This window comes from Rhodococcus sp. SG20037 (assembly GCF_031763325.1).
GTDB classification, from domain to species: domain Bacteria; phylum Actinomycetota; class Actinomycetes; order Mycobacteriales; family Mycobacteriaceae; genus Rhodococcus_F; species Rhodococcus_F qingshengii.
Map to the genome: position 1 here is coordinate 3,499,154 of NZ_CP134497.1, position 17,828 is coordinate 3,516,981.

At 62.8% G+C, this 17,828-nt stretch carries 14 protein-coding genes; 2 read left to right on the forward strand and 12 right to left on the reverse strand.

Annotated elements, in window-relative coordinates; all coding sequences use genetic code 11:
* Window positions 1-42: 42 nt before the first annotated feature.
* The 10 genes from RHP72_RS16120 to RHP72_RS16165 all read right to left on the reverse strand — a co-directional run bounded on the left by RHP72_RS16120 (window position 43) and on the right by RHP72_RS16165 (window position 14,062).
* On the reverse strand, window positions 43-1,545 hold the full coding sequence (locus RHP72_RS16120) for a glutamate synthase subunit beta (protein WP_058037524.1): 1,503 nt from the start codon (window positions 1,543-1,545) through the stop codon (window positions 43-45).
* Window positions 1,538-6,037, reverse strand: coding sequence for a glutamate synthase large subunit (gltB, locus tag RHP72_RS16125; protein WP_311093588.1), 4,500 nt, complete (start codon window positions 6,035-6,037; stop codon window positions 1,538-1,540). The genes RHP72_RS16120 and gltB overlap by 8 nt, the downstream gene beginning before the upstream one ends.
* Before the next feature lie 133 nt (window positions 6,038-6,170).
* Entirely contained in the window at window positions 6,171-6,998 is an 828-nt protein-coding gene (locus RHP72_RS16130) for a TM2 domain-containing protein (protein WP_047272252.1), read from the reverse strand.
* Window positions 6,999-7,123: 125 nt separating this feature from the next.
* Window positions 7,124-7,549, reverse strand: coding sequence for a TM2 domain-containing protein (locus tag RHP72_RS16135; protein ID WP_030536756.1), 426 nt, complete (start codon window positions 7,547-7,549; stop codon window positions 7,124-7,126).
* Window positions 7,546-8,619 (reverse strand): prolipoprotein diacylglyceryl transferase, encoded by a 1,074-nt coding sequence (lgt, locus tag RHP72_RS16140; RefSeq protein WP_180279703.1) that lies wholly within the window; start codon window positions 8,617-8,619, stop codon window positions 7,546-7,548. The genes RHP72_RS16135 and lgt overlap by 4 nt, the downstream gene beginning before the upstream one ends.
* Window positions 8,616-9,419, reverse strand: coding sequence for a tryptophan synthase subunit alpha (gene trpA, locus RHP72_RS16145; RefSeq protein WP_003944010.1), 804 nt, complete (start codon window positions 9,417-9,419; stop codon window positions 8,616-8,618). The genes lgt and trpA overlap by 4 nt, the downstream gene beginning before the upstream one ends.
* On the reverse strand, window positions 9,416-10,765 hold the full coding sequence (gene trpB / locus RHP72_RS16150; RefSeq protein WP_007728699.1) for a tryptophan synthase subunit beta: 1,350 nt from the start codon (window positions 10,763-10,765) through the stop codon (window positions 9,416-9,418). Before trpB ends, trpA begins: the two co-directional genes overlap by 4 nt.
* Window positions 10,766-10,839: 74 nt before the next feature.
* On the reverse strand, window positions 10,840-11,649 hold the full coding sequence (gene trpC, locus RHP72_RS16155) for an indole-3-glycerol phosphate synthase TrpC (protein WP_003944016.1): 810 nt from the start codon (window positions 11,647-11,649) through the stop codon (window positions 10,840-10,842).
* A 125-nt stretch (window positions 11,650-11,774) separates the two neighbouring features.
* Window positions 11,775-12,479, reverse strand: a complete 705-nt coding sequence (locus RHP72_RS16160; RefSeq protein WP_162114712.1) for a TIGR02234 family membrane protein — start codon at window positions 12,477-12,479, stop codon at window positions 11,775-11,777.
* Window positions 12,476-14,062 (reverse strand): anthranilate synthase component I, encoded by a 1,587-nt coding sequence (locus tag RHP72_RS16165; protein ID WP_058227001.1) that lies wholly within the window; start codon window positions 14,060-14,062, stop codon window positions 12,476-12,478. Before RHP72_RS16165 ends, RHP72_RS16160 begins: the two co-directional genes overlap by 4 nt.
* 57 nt (window positions 14,063-14,119) lie before the next feature.
* On the opposite strand from RHP72_RS16165, the gene RHP72_RS16170 reads away from it, so the two are divergent.
* Entirely contained in the window at window positions 14,120-14,578 is a 459-nt protein-coding gene (locus tag RHP72_RS16170; protein WP_007728696.1) for a peroxiredoxin, read from the forward strand.
* Between the two features lie 40 nt (window positions 14,579-14,618).
* On the opposite strand, the gene RHP72_RS16175 is transcribed toward RHP72_RS16170, so the two are convergent.
* Complete coding sequence (locus tag RHP72_RS16175) at window positions 14,619-15,401, reverse strand: dioxygenase (protein WP_003944012.1); 783 nt, start codon at window positions 15,399-15,401, stop codon at window positions 14,619-14,621.
* Between the two features lie 174 nt (window positions 15,402-15,575).
* Here RHP72_RS16175 and RHP72_RS16180 point away from each other — a divergent pair, with 174 nt between their 5' ends.
* Window positions 15,576-16,085, forward strand: coding sequence for a MarR family winged helix-turn-helix transcriptional regulator (locus RHP72_RS16180; protein ID WP_030536759.1), 510 nt, complete (start codon window positions 15,576-15,578; stop codon window positions 16,083-16,085).
* 28 nt (window positions 16,086-16,113) lie between these two features.
* On the opposite strand, the gene RHP72_RS16185 is transcribed toward RHP72_RS16180, so the two are convergent.
* Window positions 16,114-17,652, reverse strand: a complete 1,539-nt coding sequence (locus tag RHP72_RS16185; RefSeq protein ID WP_064689623.1) for an FAD-binding protein — start codon at window positions 17,650-17,652, stop codon at window positions 16,114-16,116.
* Window positions 17,653-17,828 lie beyond the last annotated feature (176 nt).

Below are 17,828 nucleotides of genomic sequence, written 5' to 3' on the forward strand. Positions count from 1 at the left end.
CATTTGCGACCTGCACTTTCTGTACTTACTCGATTCAGTTGGTCAGCTCACGAACAGCGGAAATGCCTTTGGATGAACCGGAGCCGGAAGCGCCGACTCGCCTGTGAGAAACATGTCGACGGCACGTGCGGCCGACCGTCCCTCGGCAATCGCCCACACGACCAGCGACGCCCCGCGATGCGCGTCGCCGCAGACGAATACGCCGGGTGTCCGGGTCTGCCACCCGACATCACACTCGATTCTGCCGAGTGGATCGGTGCCGACATCAAGGTCGGTGAGCAGCGGGGCGGTTTCGACGCCGTCGAAACCCAGAGCGAGCAGGACCATCTCGCACACGAGATCGATCGTGTCTCCAGTCTCCACCAAGGTTCGTTGTCCGTTCTTCGCTCGTGACACGGCTACCGGAACCATCCGGATTGCACGGACCGCACCCTTACCGTCGTCGAGAAATTCCTGCGCAGCCCATCGGAACCGTTTGTCACTGCCCTCCTCATCCGCCGGCGAGCTGCGTAGGACCCGCGGCCACAACGGCCATGGGTCGCGATCTCGATCGCGGTGTGCCGGAGGTGGGACGTGGTAATCCAACTCCGTCACTGCGTGCGCACCCTGGCGATGCACCGTGCCGAGGCAGTCGGCGGCCGTGTCGCCGCCACCGATGATCACGACGTTCTTACCTCGCGCCGAGATGCTCGACGCACCATCACCCTCGCATTCGTGGTTGGCCGCACGCAGGTACGTCATCGCACGATGGATTCCGCGAAGACTACGACCCGGTACGTCGGTGTCTCTGGCACGATCAGCCCCGACCGCCAGGACTACCGCCTCGAAATCCGTCGAGAGGTCGTGCGCGCTCACGTTCACTCCGACGGCGCAGTCAGTGACGAATCTGGTCCCCTCGGCGGTCAGTTGGTCCAGCCGCCGGTTGATGAGGGCCTTGGGCAACTTGAATTCCGGAATTCCGTAGCGAAGCAGTCCCCCGATCCGATCGCTCCGCTCGAACACCGTGACACTGTGTCCGGCTCGTGTCAGTTGTTGAGCCGCGGCCAGCCCCGCCGGTCCCGAACCGACAACCGCAACACGGTTTCCGCTGTGAACTACCGGTGCCTGCGGCCCCAACCAACCCGATTCCCAGGCGTTGTCGACGATCGCCTGTTCGATGCGCTTGATGGTGACACCCCCCGACGTGTGCTCGTCGTCGAGTGCGAGAACGCAGGCCGTTTCGCACGGTGCGGGGCACAGATGTCCGGTGAACTCGGGGAAATTGTTGGTGGAATGCAAATTCTCCGAGGCTTCGGACCACCGTCCACGCCGAACCAGGTCGTTCCATTCCGGAATGAGATTGCCGAGCGGACACCCCACGTCGGCCGAATGGCAGTACGGCACAGCGCAGTCCATGCAACGCGAGGCCTGTGCAGATACGTCTCGATTTCGCACGACGGGATCCAGCGACTCGTATACCGACGCCCAGTCGCCGACACGCACATCGGTCGATCTGGTCGGTGAGCCGGATCGTTTCACGTTGAGGAACCCGCGTGCGTCAGGCATGAGCCGGCTCCACCAGTTCGTTCTCTTCCACGACCTTCCGGTAGTCGACAGGCAAAACTTTGGTGAATCTCGGACTCTGGCCAACCCAGTCGTCGAGAAGTTTTGCCGCCACCGGCGAGCCGGTCGCAGCCAAATGCTCGCCGAGAATTTCGACCAGCTGACTGCAGTCTTCCGCCGAAGGCCGCTCCAGAACGACCATGTCGCCGTTGACCTTCTCTGCCTTCACGTCGAGTACGAAGGCAATTCCGCCCGACATTCCCGCAGCAAGGTTCCTACCAGTTGGGCCGATGATGACGACGCGACCCCCGGTCATGTACTCGCACGCATGGTCGCCGACGCCTTCCACCACAGCGACCGCGCCCGAGTTGCGCACCGCGAATCGTTCCCCGACACGCCCCCTGGCATAGAGCGCACCGCTCGTAGCGCCGTACAGCAGCGTATTGCCGGCAATCACCTGATCCTCCGCCACGAAGGGCGCGTCCTCACTCGGCCGAAGCACAATTCGTCCACCGGAGAGCCCCTTCCCCACGTAATCGTTTGCATCGCCGACGACGACCAGCGAGATGCCGGGCGGCAGGAACGCACCGAGTGACTGGCCTGCCGTTCCACGGAGCACGACGTCGATGGTGCCTTGAGGTAGCCCGACGGCGCCGTAGCGTCTGGTCACCTCTGCGCCCAGCCTCGTCCCCACCGCCCGATCCGTATTGTGTACTGGCAGTTCGATATGCACGGGTCGAGCGTCCTCGAGTGAGTTCGCGGCGCACTCGATCAGGGTGCGTTCGAGTTCGCTCGAAACAGGTACACACGGCGGGTAGGCCGCGCCGGTCGGCGCGGCCGGAACGTCGAAGAGTGGTGAGAGGTCCAACGTGCGGCTCTTCCAATGCGCCACCGCCGGAGACATTTCCAATACGTCTGCGTGCCCCAGCGCATCGTCGATACTTCGAAACCCCAGTTCTGCCAACAACCGTCGTACGTCGGCGGCGATGAAGCGAAAGAAGTTCTCGACGTACTCGGGCCGGCCGGTGAATCGCTCGCGCAGTTCGGGATTCTGCGTCGCTACTCCGACGGGGCAGGTGTCGAGGTGACATACCCGCATCATGACGCACCCGGCCGCGATGAGTGGCGCCGTGGAAAACCCGTACTCCTGCGCCCCCAGCAACGCGGCGACGACGACGTCCCGCGCCGTGCGCACACCCCCGTCACACTGGACGACGATCCGATCGCGTAACCCGTTGAGCACCAGGGTCTGCTGAGTTTCGGCCAGCCCGATCTCCCACGGCGTACCCGCGTGGTGGATGGACGAGAGTGCCGCAGCACCCGTCCCACCGTCGTGACCGGAGATCAGCACCACGTCGGCGTGCGCTTTGGCCACACCTGCCGCAACAGTCCCGACTCCGACTGCGCTGACCAATTTCACGTGTATCCGCGCACGATCGTTTGCGCATCTGAGGTCATAGATCAATTGGGCGAGATCCTCGATCGAATAGATGTCGTGGTGCGGGGGCGGAGAAATGAGCCCGACCCCAGGCGTCGAGTACCGGGTTTCCGCGATCCACGGGTACACCTTGGACCCCGGAAGCTGCCCTCCTTCACCGGGCTTGGCACCTTGGGCCATCTTGATCTGAATGTCGGTGGCATTGACCAGGTAATCGCTGGTCACCCCGAAGCGCCCACTCGCGACCTGCTTGACTGCGCTTCGACGCTTGTCGTCACGCAACCGCTCCGGCGACTCTCCGCCCTCACCGGTGTTGGAACGCCCGCCGAGAGCATTCATCGCAACCGCCATCGTCTCGTGCGCCTCCGCAGAGAGGGAACCGTAGCTCATCGCACCGGTGTTGAATCGAGCGAGAATCATCTCGATGGGTTCGACCTGATCGAGCGGAATCGGCGGACGAACCTCACACCGAAATCGAAACAATCCCCGCGGTGTTCCGCCCTGCGCGCTCAGTCGATCGACTTCATCGCTGTAGCGGCGAAAGATTTCACTTCGCCCCGTCCGGGTCGCATGCTGAAGGAAGAACACGGATTCGGGTGTGAACACATGCAATTCACCATCGCGGCGATACCGGTACTGTCCGCTGTCGGTCAACTGACGATTGTCGAACTGACGATGCTGCACTGCGGACGACGAGAACGCAGCCGTGTGGCGCATCAGAACTTCGCGCGCGACTTCGGTGATACCGATCCCGCCGATCCGGCTCCGTGTGTTGCAGAAGTATTCGTCGACCAACTCTCGACCCAAGCCCACGGCCTCGAATACCTGTGCGCCCGTGTAGGAGTGAACCGTAGCGATTCCCATCTTCGACATCACTTTGAGCACGCCGAAATTTGTTGCTCTCAGGTAGTTGTCCGACGCAGTCTTCGGATCTATCCCGGGAAGTTCGTCCTGCTCGCTGAGGGCTTGGACAGATTCGAGAGCAAGATACGGGTGGACAGCCGCCGCACCGTAGCCGATCAGCAGCGCGATGTGATGAACTTCGCGCGCGTCACCCGAGTCGACGACAAGGGAAACCTTGGTCCGCAGGCCATGACGAACCAGATCGTGGTGCACGGCTGATACTGCGAGCAATGACGGAATGGGAGCCTGCTCAGGGCCTGATCCACGGTCGGAGATCACCAGAATCTCGATTCCGGCTGCGGCGGCTGTTCGGGCGGACTCACGAAGCCTCTCGACGCCTTCGGTGAGACTGCCCCTCGGATCGAAACCTGCGCGAAGGACAGCGCTTCTCGGAGTTCTTGCGCCGTATAGTTCGGCAACCTTCGCCATCTTCCCCGGTCCGATCACCGGTTTGTCGAGAACAATCCTTCGGCACGACAGCGCCGACGCTTCGAACAAGTTCTGCTCAGCGCCGAGGGTGACACCAAGCGTAGTGACGACTTCCTCGCGAATCGCGTCCAAAGGCGGGTTGGTCACCTGAGCAAAGAGCTGAATAAAGTAGTCGTACAACAGCTTCGGCCGATCCGAAAGAACGGCGAGAGGCGTGTCGACACCCATCGATCCCAACGGCTCCGATCCTGAGCTTGCCATCGGGACAAGAATGTCCCGCACGTCCTCGGCGTGGTATCCGAAGAGCAACTGCCGTTGCAACAGCGGAGCCGGATCGCCTCGGGCAGGCGCAGTCTCGGGGATTTCCTCGAGGTCGACCAATCCCCCGTCGACCCAGTCCCGGTAGGGGGCTGTGCTCGCGAGTTCGGACTTGATCTCCGCATCGGAAACGATCCGATGGCGAGCGGTGTCCACGAGAAACATGCGTCCCGGTTCGAGGCGCCCCTTCTCCAACACCTCGGACGTGGGAGCGTCGAACACACCGCTCTCACTGGCCAACACGATACGGTCGTTCTTCATCCGCCACCATCGCCCTGGGCGAAGACCGTTGCGATCCAACACGGCCCCGACAACAATGCCGTCGCTGAACGTCACGGACGCCGGACCGTCCCACGGTTCCATCAGACAACCGTGAAATTGGTAGAAGGCCTTTATCTCGTCGGGCATCGAAGAATCGTTCTCCCAGGCTCCGGGAATCATCATCGCGATGGCGTGTTGCACACTGCGGCCCCCGAGCGTCAAAAACTCCAGTACTTCGTCGAACGACGAAGAGTCGGATCCTCCCGGGGTGCAGATCGGAAACAGGCGATCGATGTCCCCACCTAAAAGTGTGCTCCGCAGCATCGGCTCGCGAGCGCGCATCCAATTCCTGTTTCCCACAATCGTATTGATCTCGCCGTTGTGGGCGATGCAGCGATACGGCTGAGCGAGTGGCCACGACGGAAATGTGTTCGTGGAGTATCGACTGTGCACGACTGCCAACGCAGTTCGCATTCGGTCGTCGCGTAGGTCGGTGAAGTAACCGGATAACTGCGTCGGCGTCAGCATGCCCTTGTACACGATGGTTCGGGCGGACAACGAGGGGAAATACACTGCAGTGTTGGCACAGTGAATCCGCTCGACCTGTCTCCTGAGCGCAAACACTCGTCTGTCCAAGGCAATTCCGCCCACACTACGATCTCGCGACTCGGCGCACGTCACAAAACACTGACTGACGTGCGGAGCGCACTGCGCGGCAACGGTTCCGACGCAGTCTCGGTCGACCGGCACCTCTCGCCACCCGATAATCCGCAGTCCTTCTGCCGCTGCGTACCGGTGTATCCGAACTACCGCGCGCCAACGTGCTTCCTGATCCACCGGGAGAAAGCAGTTTCCGGCCGCGTAGGTGTTCTCACCCATCGCGTTGGGTGGTGGAAGCTCGAACCCGGTCACCGCGTCGAAGAACTCCGTCGGCAGCTGAATCAGAATGCCCGCGCCGTCTCCGCTGTTGGATTCGCGCCCAACTGCGCCGCGATGGGAGAGATTGCCCAGGACCGCGAGCGCATCGTCGACAATGGAATGCAGGTGGCGTCCAGAGGTGTCTGCTACCACGGCTACACCACACGAATCGGTTTCCTGATCGGGGTCGTACAGGCCCCGAGGTTCAGGTATTCGAGAAAACAGCACTCGGCGACCTCCACGCGGACATGCAGCCGACGTGCGCTAGTTTATCAGCCCATAACCGCAGGTCGCGAGAGCAAAACGGTGACCCCCTGATACCGAGGCATCAGGGGGTCACACTTGCCGACGGTCGTTTCGATCAGCTACGCAAAGGGCGGTTGTACTGATCGCGCACACTGCCGGTCAACATCATGATTCCGTCGATGAGCGGCCAGATGCCACCGATTCCACACGTCAACCAAGTGACCGCGATCTGTGCGACAGCCATGCCGGGCTGGTTGAGATAAAAACGTCCTGCACCGAATCCGCCGAGCAGAATGCCCAGCAATCCGGCAGTCGTCTTCGACTTGTCCGAGTACGGTTCACCGGTCATCGGGTCACGTCCGTATGGTGCGGACGGGTCGACCAGGCCGTAGCCAGGCTGAGGATAACCCTGAGCTTGTGGGTACCCCTGAGGCTGACCGTAACCCGGCTGTGAGTATCCCGGCTGGGGGTAGCCCTGCGGCGGAGCCGCGTAGGGATTCGGAGTCTGATCTGCCGGTGCACCGTAGACGGGACCGTCCGTCGGGGTTTGGGTCGGGCTCGAGTAGTCAGGCGCCGGATAGTCGGTCGCCGGATAGTTCTGGGCGGCGTAGCTTTCCTGCGACGTGTACGGCGCTGTCGGCTGATTCGGGGTGGAATCAGAATCGGCAGCGGGAAACGCTGTGGTCGATTCGGTTCCGGTCGGCGGCGGGTAGATGGGGTGGTTTCCCCACCCCGGACCGTTTCCGACTCCCGAATACGTGTCCCAGCCTGGACCGGTGCCGGTGGTCTCCGTCGACGGCGTCTTTTCGGTGGGTGCCGAGGTTTCCGTCAACGACGCATCCGCCGTCGCGTCGTAGTCGAACGGCGACCCGAACTGCGGTGGAACCGGCGGCTGTGATCCAGACGAGTCCCCCGACTCGGAAGGTTCCGGATTCTTGTTCAAGTTAGGCAACGTACTTTCCTTCGATTCGACGACGGTACGTAATAGCTTTTGTATCGGACTTCGAGAAGGTTCGACCTTCTCGAGGCCAGTCCCCCACACATGTTTCCTCGGTTCGCGCTCGCGACTCATCCTCGCAATGGCCGGCGAGCACCGTCCCGCGCATTGCCCGAAAGTATCACGATGCCGTCGACGAACGCCCAGATCCAGATTCCGATCGCAAATGGAATTCCGATGAGGAACGCCGACATGAACAGCGCGAAGAACATGCCGAGCAGTTGGCACAATCCGATGCCGACACTTCCGATATAGAGGCGCCCGACTCCACAGATTCCGAAGAAGCCCAGCAAGATCTGCAACAGTCCAGCGGTGGCCTTCGACTTGTCGGAATACGGTTCCCCGGTTACCGGGTGCCGACCGTACGGGGCGTAGGGATCTCCGAACCCGTACATCGATGGAGGCGGCAATGGCTGCTGATATCCGTACGGATTGGGCGCGCCGTAGACCGGTCCCTGATCCTCGGGGAATCCCCCCTGCGAATAGGGACCTGTCACGGCTTGTCTTTCTTCGACAGCTTCACCGCGTCCGACGACTCATCCGACGCTGCCGTGGAGGCGCTTGCCTCACTGGAAGCGGATTCAGCAGCATCGGATTCAGAATCTTCAGCGTCGGCGACTTTCGCGTCGGCCTTCGCCGAATCAGTTTCGGTAACTGGCGCCGCGACTCCTGCTTCGCCGGCAGCTACCGCAGCGACGTAGTCCTTCGACTTCAAATCAGCCGGATCCTCACGACCCTTCTTCGCCAGGAAGAAGTAAGCCAGTGCGGCGAAGAACACGATCCCCGAAGTGAATGTGTTGACGCGAATGCCGGCGATCTCGTAGGCGAAATCGTCGCGCATCAGTTCGACGACGAACCGGCCCAGGCAATAGCCCGCGACGTACAGAGCAAACAGGCGTCCGTGGCCGATCTTGAATCGGCGGTCGACGAGGACCAGCAGGATCACGATCAGGACGTTCCACACAGCTTCGTAGAGGAACGTCGGGTGAACGACCCGAATGACTTCTCCGTTGGAGACACCTGCCAGTTGATCGAGCTGGCCGGAAGAGTTCACACGCTCGAAGATCTCGAGGCCCCATGGGACGGTGGTCTCGCGACCGTACAACTCCTGGTTGAAGTAGTTGCCGATACGACCGATGGCCTGCGCGAGCAAGATTCCGGGCGCAATCGCATCACCGAGCGCGGACACCGGAATGCCGCGTCGACGGCAGCCGATCCACGCACCGATGCCGCCGAGGAACACTGCTCCCCAGATTCCGAGGCCTCCCTGCCACACCTTGAGTGCGTCGAGTGGCTGACCGTTCTCGCCGAAATAGGCGGGCCAGTCGGTCAAAACGTGGTAGAGCCTGCCACCGATCAGACCGAAGGGAACGGCCCAGATCGCGATGTCGAGAACGGTCCCCTTCTCGCCGCCGCGGGCGACCCAACGACGATCTCCCCACACGATCGCGACGATGATGCCGAGGATGATGAAGAGCGCGTAGGCGCGAAGCGCCACCGGTCCGACGTACCAGACGCCTTGGGGCGGGCTGGGGATATAGGCCAGCAGGTCCACAGTTGAGGTCACGACGCCACGGTAGCCGAGCGGACGCCCTCGGCGAGTTCTTCGGTGAGCGAGCGAACCGCTCCCAGGCCGTTCTCGACCGCGGAGACCAGAGCCGAGCCGACGATGACGGCATCGGCGTATGCCGCGATTTCGGCAGCCTGTGCGCCGGAGCGAACTCCCAATCCGACGCCGACGGGAATGTCGGAATGCGCGCGGATTCGTGCGGTCAGTTCCGGAGCCATCGAAGACACGGCGTCGCGAGCGCCGGTGACACCCATCGTCGAGGCCGCGTAGATGAATCCACTACTCGCATCGAGTGTCATCGCGAGTCGTTCTTCCGTCGAGGACGGAGCGACAAGGAAGATCCGGTCGAGGTGGTGCTCCTCGGATGCTTCCATCCAGGCGCCAGCTTCTTCCGGAATGAGGTTGGGGGTGATCAGTCCGAGCCCGCCGGCGGAAGCGAGGTCTCGTGCGAACTTGTCGACGCCGTACTGCAGTACCGGGTTCCAGTACGTCATCACGACGGCCTTGCCGCCGACCGAACTGATCTGCTCGATCACGGTGAAGATGTCGCGAAGGCGAACGCCGTTGGTGAGTGCAGTTTCGGCTGCACGCTGGATGGTCGGACCGTCCATGACCGGATCGGAATACGCGACACCGACTTCGATGATGTCGCAGCCACCGTCGACCATCGCCTTGAACACGTCGATCGATTCGGGAACGGTCGGATAACCGGCAGGCAGGTAACCGACGAGGGCGGCACGCTTGTCAGCCTTGCAGGCGGCAAAGGTGGGTGCGAGGCGTGATGGTCGTTCGCTCACTTGTCCGAGCCTTCCGTGTTGTCGTTCTCGTCTGCTGCATCATCCGGAGCGGCTGCCTGACCTGAGGCGCCGTCGAAAAGACCGAACCAGCTTGCGGCGGTGTCCATGTCCTTGTCACCGCGACCGGAGAGATTGACGACGATGATCGCGCCCTCACCGAGTTCTTTGCCCAGTCGGAGTGCGCCGGCGACGGCGTGGGCCGATTCGATGGCCGGGATGATGCCCTCGCGGCGCGAGAGCAGCAGCAGCGCATCCATGGCTTCACTGTCGGTGACGGGTTCGTAGGTCGCACGCCCGATATCGCTCAGGTAAGCGTGCTCGGGTCCGACGCCCGGGTAGTCCAGACCAGCAGAGATCGAGTGCGATTCGATGGTCTGACCGTCTTCGTCCTGGAGGAGGTAGGAGTAGGCACCCTGGAATGCACCAGGGGTACCGCCGGCGAACGTTGCTGCATGCCTTCCGGTTTCGACACCGTCGCCGGCCGCTTCGTAGCCAACCAGCCGTACCGACAGATCGTCGATGAACGGGTGGAAGATTCCGATTGCGTTGGAGCCGCCTCCGACGCAGGCTGTGACTGCATCGGGCAGGCGGCCGGTCAGTGCCTGAACCTGGACGCGTGTTTCGAGGCCGACCACTCGCTGGAAGTCCCGAACGATGGTGGGGAACGGGTGCGGGCCTGCCGCGGTACCGAAGCAGTAATAGGTGTTGTCCGCGTGGGAAACCCAGTCGCGCAAGGCTTCGTTGATCGCGTCCTTGAGCGTGCGCGAACCGGTCTCGACCGAAACGACCTCCGCGCCGAGCAGGCGCATGCGTGCGACGTTCAGTGCTTGACGTTCGGTGTCGACAGCACCCATGTAGATGACGCACTCGAGACCGAGCAGTGCACAGGCGGTTGCCGATGCCACACCGTGCTGGCCCGCTCCGGTCTCGGCGATGATGCGGGTCTTGCCCATACGCTTTGCCAGCAGAACCTGACCGAGAACGTTGTTGATCTTGTGAGAACCGGTGTGGTTCAGATCTTCACGCTTGAGAAGGATGCGCGCACCGCCGGCGAACTCGCTCATTCGCGTTGCCTCGAAAATCGGCGACGGGCGCCCGGTGTAATCGCGCTGCAAGCGGTCGAGTTCGTTCAAGAACGTGTCGTCCGCTCGAGCCTTTTCGTACTCCGCAGTGACTTCGTCGATAACCGCCATGAGGGCTTCCGGCACATGCCGTCCGCCGTAGACGCCGAAATGGCCTCCGGCGTCGGGATCGTGGGAGCGCTCGGTGAGTCCCGCGCTGGCCGGCGGCAGATTGCCGCCCTTGAATATTGCACCGGAGCCTGGTTCCTGAGTACGTGAAGTCACCCCACCAGTCTGCCCCAACGGTGTCGCTGGTCACCGCCCGGGTGCATCAAAGCACGCCGGGCGGGTGAAGCGATTTATCGAGACGGTTTGGGGCAGGACGGGTGCGCACCTGCATTGACCAGATCTGCGACGGCCTTGCGAGGGTCGCCGCTGGTCACGAGGCCTTCACCGACGAGCACTGCGTCGGCGCCCGCCCCGGCGTACGCCAACAGATCGGCAGTTCCGCGAACACCGGACTCGGCAATCTTGATCGTCTCGGTCGGAAGACCGGGAGCGATGCGACCGAAGGTGTTCTTGTCCACCTCGAGAGTCTTGAGATTGCGGGCGTTCACACCGATCACCTTGGCGCCGGCTTCGAGCGCGCGGTTGGCTTCTTCCTCCGTGTGCACCTCGACGAGGGCAGTCATTCCCAGAGATTCGGTGCGATCGATCAACGAGGCGAGCGCCTGCTGCTCGAGTGCCGCGACGATCAGCAAGATGACGTCGGCGCCGTGAGCGCGAGCCTCGTGAATCTGGTACGGCCCCACGATGAAGTCCTTGCGGAGCACCGGAATGGTGACCGCTTTACGGACTGCGTCCAGGTCGGCCAACGAGCCGTGAAAACGGCGCTCTTCGGTGAGAACACTGATGATGCGTGCGCCACCGGCTTGGTACGCCGCGGCAAGCTCAGCGGGATCGGCAATGTCGGCCAACGCACCCTTTGACGGGCTCGCTCGCTTGACCTCGGCGATGACGCCGATGCTCGATTCCAGAAGTGCTGCTGCAGCATCGAGTGCAGGCGGTGCAGCGGCCGCAGCAGCCTTGACTGCAGCGAAGTCGAGTACGGCTTCGCGGGCGGCGACATCAGCGCGCACCCCGTCGAGAATCGAGTCGAGTACGGTCATCGTGGCCCGAATCCTTTCTGGGCAAGAGCCCGATGTGAGATACGTCATCAGGGTGGTCTCAGCCTAGTGGGACGAAATTTTGCTACTCCGTCGGGGTACCCACGCAGGTGAGGGTTCAGTCTTACTCAGTGGGACGACCCCGGTTTCGCGCCGTTGTCTCCCCCAACTCCGTCGTCCCCGTCAGTCGCTGTCGGGTCCTCTCCGGCGTCGAGCGCATCCCACAACATCCGTTGTGTCACAGGCTCGTCCGATGCGGGTTTGTCTCCCTGACCGAGCTTGGCTGCGGCCTCGCGGCGCGCGGCAGGGTTGTCGTATTTCGACGACAACCCGCCTCGCACTGGAGGTTTGCGCATCAGAAGTACCGCCGCGCCGAGCGCCGCCACCGCTCCGACCAACGCAAGCAAGGCAGGCAATACCGAAACAGTCGTCGAGAGATCTTCCGGGTGACCGGACAACTCGGCCAAGTCCACCGCTCGGTCCGCAGAGGCTCCGGACACCAACAACTGCACTGCCGGAACCGCTACCGCGATGGCGACGAGGGCAACCAACAGTCCGACTACCCGAAGTGCCCAACCTCGCACCGCAAACGACGCCGCGATCGCCGCCAGAAGCGCGAGCGCGAGCGGAGTCATCGCCGCCGCCCAGGTGCTGCCGTCGAGATCCGTCGTCCTCTCCAGCGTCTTGCCGTCGCTCGAGGTCAGATGAACCCACGTCATTCGTGAGCTGCCCCACAGAGCTGCTGCCGACAACGCCAGCAGAAGCGTTCTCGGCACGGCGGTGCCACGAGAAACGCTTGTAGGCTCCGCTGCACTCGACTCGTTCTCACTCACTGATCGTCACCTCCGATGGTGCGCAGGGTGTGCGCCGACGCAATCGCGCTCAGCACTGCCATCGCCTTGTTGCGGGCCTCGGTGTCCTCGTAGACCGGATCCGAGTCGGCGACGACGCCGGCGCCCGCCTGGACGTATCCGATCCCGTCCTTGATCAATGCCGTTCGGATCGCGATCGCGGTGTCGGCGTCGCCGGCGAAGTCGAGGTAGCCGACGATGCCGCCGTAGATACCGCGCCTGGTCGGTTCCAGTTCTTCGATCAGCTGCATCGCTCGGACCTTGGGTGCCCCCGAGAGGGTTCCAGCGGGGAAGCATGCGGTGACGGCGTCGAGAGCGTGCTTTCCCTCGGCCAGATGTCCGGTGACCGTCGATACGAGATGCATCACGTGGCTGTACCGCTCGATGTGCCGGTAGTCGTGCACCTTCACCGTGCCCGGGCGACAGACACGACCCAGATCGTTTCGCCCCAGATCGACGAGCATGAGGTGCTCGGAGTTTTCCTTCTCGTCGGCGAGGAGGTCCTTCTCGAGCAGGATGTCGTCCTCCTCTGTGGCACCGCGCCATCTGGTTCCAGCGATCGGGTGTGTTGTCGCGACGCCCTCGGCGACGGTTACCAGTGCCTCAGGGCTCGAACCGACGATCGAAAACGCCGTCTCTCCATCACCGTTCGGCACGTTGAGCAGATACATGTACGGGCTGGGGTTCGACGCTCGCAGCATCCGGTACACGTCGATCGGTGCTGCAGTGCAATCGATCTCGAATCGCTGCGAGAGAACTACCTGGAATGCCTCGCCCGCTTCGATGTCGCCGATCAACTTGTCGACATCGACACCGAAGCTCTCGGTGGTGCGCTGACGACGGTAGTTCGGAGTCGCTTTCGAAAATGTCGACACCGTCGATTTCGCCGGCGCCGCGAGAGCACGAGTCATCGCGTCCAACCTGGCGACTGCGTCGTCGTACGCCGTGTCGACGCGCTCGTCCGTGCCGTCCCAGTTGACGGCATTGGCGATGAGGGTGATCGCCCCTTCGTGGTGATCGACTGCGGCGATGTCGGCGGCAAGCAGCATGACCATTTCGGGGATCTGCAGGTCGTCGACCGCGGAGTCACCCAATCTCTCGAGGCGCCGCACCGCGTCGTAGCCGAGGAATCCGACCATTCCGCCGGTCAGCGGGGGCAGGTCGGGCAGCCGCTCCGAACGAAGCAGCTCGAGGGTGGCACCGAGCGCGTCGATCGGGTCGCCGCCGGCCGGAGCGCCGGCCGGAACGTTGCCGTACCAGGCCGCCTCTCCGTCCACGACGGTCAGTGCAGCCGGACTCCCGACGCCGATGAACGACCACCGCGACCACGAACGACCGTTCTCGGCCGACTCGAGCAAGAAGGTGCCGGGACGATTGCCGGCCAACTTCTCGTACGCCGAGAGCGGAGTTTCGGAGTCCGCCAACACTTTCCGAGTGACCGGAACGACCCGGTGCTCAGCTGCGAGAGCTCGGAACTGCTCCCGGGTCGTGGTGGAATCGGACGCGTCACCGACGATCGCGGTGTCGGACGACCGTGCGGACATGGAGGTGGGCTCGCCGTGCATGCCTCCATCATCCCAGGCTCCCCCACACGGTCGTCGTGCGCGGGTAACCTCGGCCGAATGAAACCAGGCCAACTCGCTCCCGATTTCTCACTGCCCGACCAGGACGGGACTCCGCGCTCGCTGACGAGCCTGCTCGAGAACGGACCCCTGGTCCTCTTCTTCTACCCGGCAGCCTCGACGCCGGTGTGCACCGCCGAGGCGTGCCACTTCCGTGACCTCGGCAGCGAATTCGCCGCGGTGGGCGCTTCGCGAGCGGGCATCAGCACCGATACGGTCGAAGCTCAGTCCACCTTTGCCACCGCACAATCCTTCGACTACCCCCTACTCGCCGACACCGACGGCAAGGTAGCCGAACAGTTCGGCGTCAAGCGCGGACTCCTGGGCAAGTTGGCTCCGGTCAAACGCTCGACCTTCGTGATCGACACCGACCGCACCGTCCTCAAAGTCATCTCGAGTGAACTACGCGCCAACACCCACGGCGACCAGGCGCTCGAGTTCCTTCGCAATCGAAGCTGACCCACCTGGGCGACCTGATTCTCTGCGCGATTTGAAATCTCTAGGCGACCTGAATCGAGCGCTTCGCAAGCCCCATCCAGAATCCGTCGATCACCTGGGTGGGCACCTGTTCCGGATCGGATGACGCACCGAGCGTGACGAACAACGGGGCGAAGTGCTCGATGGTCGGATGCGCGTACGGCATCCCGGGAGCTTGAGCGCGGAAGTCGATCAAGGAATCGACGTCACCGGCAGCGAACCTCTCCCCTGCCCACGCGTCGAATTCCGCCGACCATCCCGGGGCCTGCGCCTCCGGTGACGGATCGCGCAGGAACGGTAGCCCGTGCGTGGTGAATCCGGATCCCACGATCAGTACACCTTGCTCACGGAGTGGCCGTAGGCGCTGTCCGAGATGGAGCAAACGCTCGGGATCGAGGGTGGGCAGCGAAATTTGCAGTACCGGGATATCTGCGTCCGGGTACATCACCGTGAGCGGCACGTAGGCACCGTGATCCAGGCCTCGATTCGGCTGCTGAACCACGCGTTCGTTGTCCGGCATCAACGCGGCAACCTGGGCGGCGAGTTCCGGAGCGCCGGGAGAGTTGTACTTCGCGCGGTAGAACCTCTCGGGAAAACCACCGAAGTCGTAGATGAGCGGGGTGCCCGTGGTCGTCGATCCGATCGTCAGCGGTGCTGATTCCCAGTGCGCCGATACGACGAGGATTGCCGTCGGCCGCGGAAGGTCGCCGGCCCACGCCCCCAACTGGTCGACCCACAACGCGCTGTCCACCAGCGGCGGAGCACCGTGGCTGAGATACAGCGCAGGCATGGTTGTGGTGGACATACGGACTCCTCGGGATAGACATTCGTCGCAAGTTGAAGATTCAACCTAATATAGAACTCAACACTTGCGTCCCGCAACTATTCCCCGCAGGATTCTTCTGGACATGCGTCTGAGACGCTGTACACAAGCACGCTCCGTGCACGAAGAATGCTCGACCCGAAGGAGAAGTCACCGATGAGTGAACCGACCGCGCAGCCCGACGCGCAGTCTCAGACGAAGTGGCTCACAGCCGAGCAGCAAGAAGCATGGCTGACACTGATCGCTCTCGTGACACGGTTGCCTGCCGCACTCGACACTCAACTACAACGCGATTCGGCACTCACACACTTCGAATACTTCGTACTCGCGGCACTCTCGGACGCCCCCGACCACAAGCTCCAGTTGTCGGTACTGGCCCAGCGCGCGAACGCGTCCCTGTCCCGCCTCTCGCACGTGATCACGAAGATGGAGAAGGCCGGCTGGGTGAAACGGGAAGTCATTCGTGGCAGCCGCGGCTCCAACGCAGTGCTCACCGATGAGGGAATGGCAAAGGTGGTCGCGGCCGCACCGCCGCACGTCGCCTCAGTTCAAGGTCTCCTCTTCGAGGGCCTCGACGATCGCCAGGTCGCCCAGCTTTCGTCGTTGGGTACAGCAATGCTCACCCAACTGGACAAGGGAATCGCCGCCGGACTCGGCAAGGCCTGACCACATCCCCGAGACGAGCGACTGATGATCAAGACGGCAGCTTCGCGAGGTCGAGTGCAGCCAAGTGACTGAACAGCATGCTCGCTCCGATCGGGTTTCCACCGCCGGGGTACGTAGTCCCGCTGGCCGCTGCCATCGTGTTCCCCGCCGCGTACAACCCGGCAATCGCCGTACCGTCGGCTTTGAGCACCCTCCCGGTCGCGTCGGTCCGTAGACCACCTTTGGTCCCGAGGTCGGAGATGCCGAAAGCGGCAGCGTGAAACGGCCCTTGATCGATCGGTACGAGCGGCGAAGCCCCCTCAGAGAAGGCGCGGTCGTACGCAGTGTCTCCTCGACCGAAGTCCGTGTCGACGCCAGTCGCCGCAAACGCGTTGAATCGCTTCACGGTCTCCACCAGTTCCGCTGCGGGAACATCGATCTGGGCAGCGAGGTCTTCGAGTGTCTGTGCACTCTTCCACAACCCCGCAGCCACATACTGCTCCGTCTGTGCCATGGGTACGTTGGGTGCCTTCACCGGCGGCACTGCGCCTTCTCTGTTGTCGTAGATCATCCAGTACGGCGTGGTTACTTTCCCTGCCCGCATGTGTTCGATGACAGCGCGACCCAAGCGGTCGTACGGCGCTGATTCGTTGACGAATCGACGACCGTCGTCGTCCACGAAGATTCCGCCGGTGAACCACAGCGCAAACGCGGAGCGCCCATCTGGATGGGTGAGTCCCGGCGACCACCAGGCCTCGCCCATCAGGTCGGTGTCGGCACCCGCGGCGACCGCCGCCTGGTGCGCCTTCCCGAGGTTGCCGGGGCAGCCCATCGTGTCGAGAGCGGATCCGGGGACACCGAATTCGGCACGCATGGTCTCGTTCTGCTCGAATCCACCGGCGGCGAGGATCACTCCTCTGCGTGCCTGAATGGTTCGACGCCGACCATCTCGGTCGACGACGGCTCCGACCACCACTCCGTCCTCGACAACCAGTTCCTCGAGAGTGGTCTTCAGGTGCATGGTGGCGTTCGGGAGTTCCGCAAGAGCCAACAGGAATCGACCGATCAACGACTGGCCGCCGACGAGGTACTTCGGCAACTCCTCCCCCAGCCGTTCCGTCGCCAGCGGCGGACGAAGCGAATCACGAAGGGCACCCAGCTTGTTCGCGTTCATCGGCTTGGGAACAATGTGCCGTCCACTCGCTCGAGCCTTGGGCTCTTCACCGAAGTAGTCGGGCCACGGCAGTATCTGAAACTCGAAGTTCGAGTCCTCTTCGAGGTAGTCGATCAACCCGGCGCCACCTCGAACGTAGGCTTCCTGAACGTCGGCGGGCGTACGATCACCCACCACTGATCGGTAGTACTCCAGCGCATCCTCGATGGTGTCGTCGTCCCCGCCCCGACGAAGAACGGCGTTGCACGGGAACCACATTCCGCCGCCGCCCGAGTACGCCGTTGTTCCGCCGTACTTGTCGGTTGCTTCGATCGCAATGACGTCGAGGCCTTCGCGGGCTGCCGTGTACGCGCCGGTGAGTCCGCCGCCTGATCCCACAGCGAGTACGTCGCACGTCTCGTCCCACTTCGTCATCGTCAGCCTCTCTGATTCTGGGCACAGTTTCCGAACATGTTCTAGAAATCGTTCTAACACATGGACTTAGCGATCGCGGGGGTTCGAAATTCTGTCCCACCGAGCGGGAGCGAGACATGACGCCGAGCGGGAGCGAGAACGAGAACGAGAACGAGCAGCGATAGCGCACACTTTGC

Coding starts and splice junctions, on each gene's coding strand:
- RHP72_RS16180 (WP_030536759.1), top strand. CDS start 15,576: ATGAGTGAACCGACCGCGCAGCCCGACGCGCAGTCTCAGACGAAGTGG.
- trpC (WP_003944016.1), bottom strand. CDS start 11,649: ATGACCGTACTCGACTCGATTCTCGACGGGGTGCGCGCTGATGTCGCC.
- RHP72_RS16185 (WP_064689623.1), bottom strand. CDS start 17,652: ATGACGAAGTGGGACGAGACGTGCGACGTACTCGCTGTGGGATCAGGC.
- RHP72_RS16175 (WP_003944012.1), bottom strand. CDS start 15,401: ATGTCCACCACAACCATGCCTGCGCTGTATCTCAGCCACGGTGCTCCG.
- RHP72_RS16120 (WP_058037524.1), bottom strand. CDS start 1,545: ATGCCTGACGCACGCGGGTTCCTCAACGTGAAACGATCCGGCTCACCG.
- RHP72_RS16165 (WP_058227001.1), bottom strand. CDS start 14,062: ATGCACGGCGAGCCCACCTCCATGTCCGCACGGTCGTCCGACACCGCG.
- RHP72_RS16170 (WP_007728696.1), top strand. CDS start 14,120: ATGAAACCAGGCCAACTCGCTCCCGATTTCTCACTGCCCGACCAGGAC.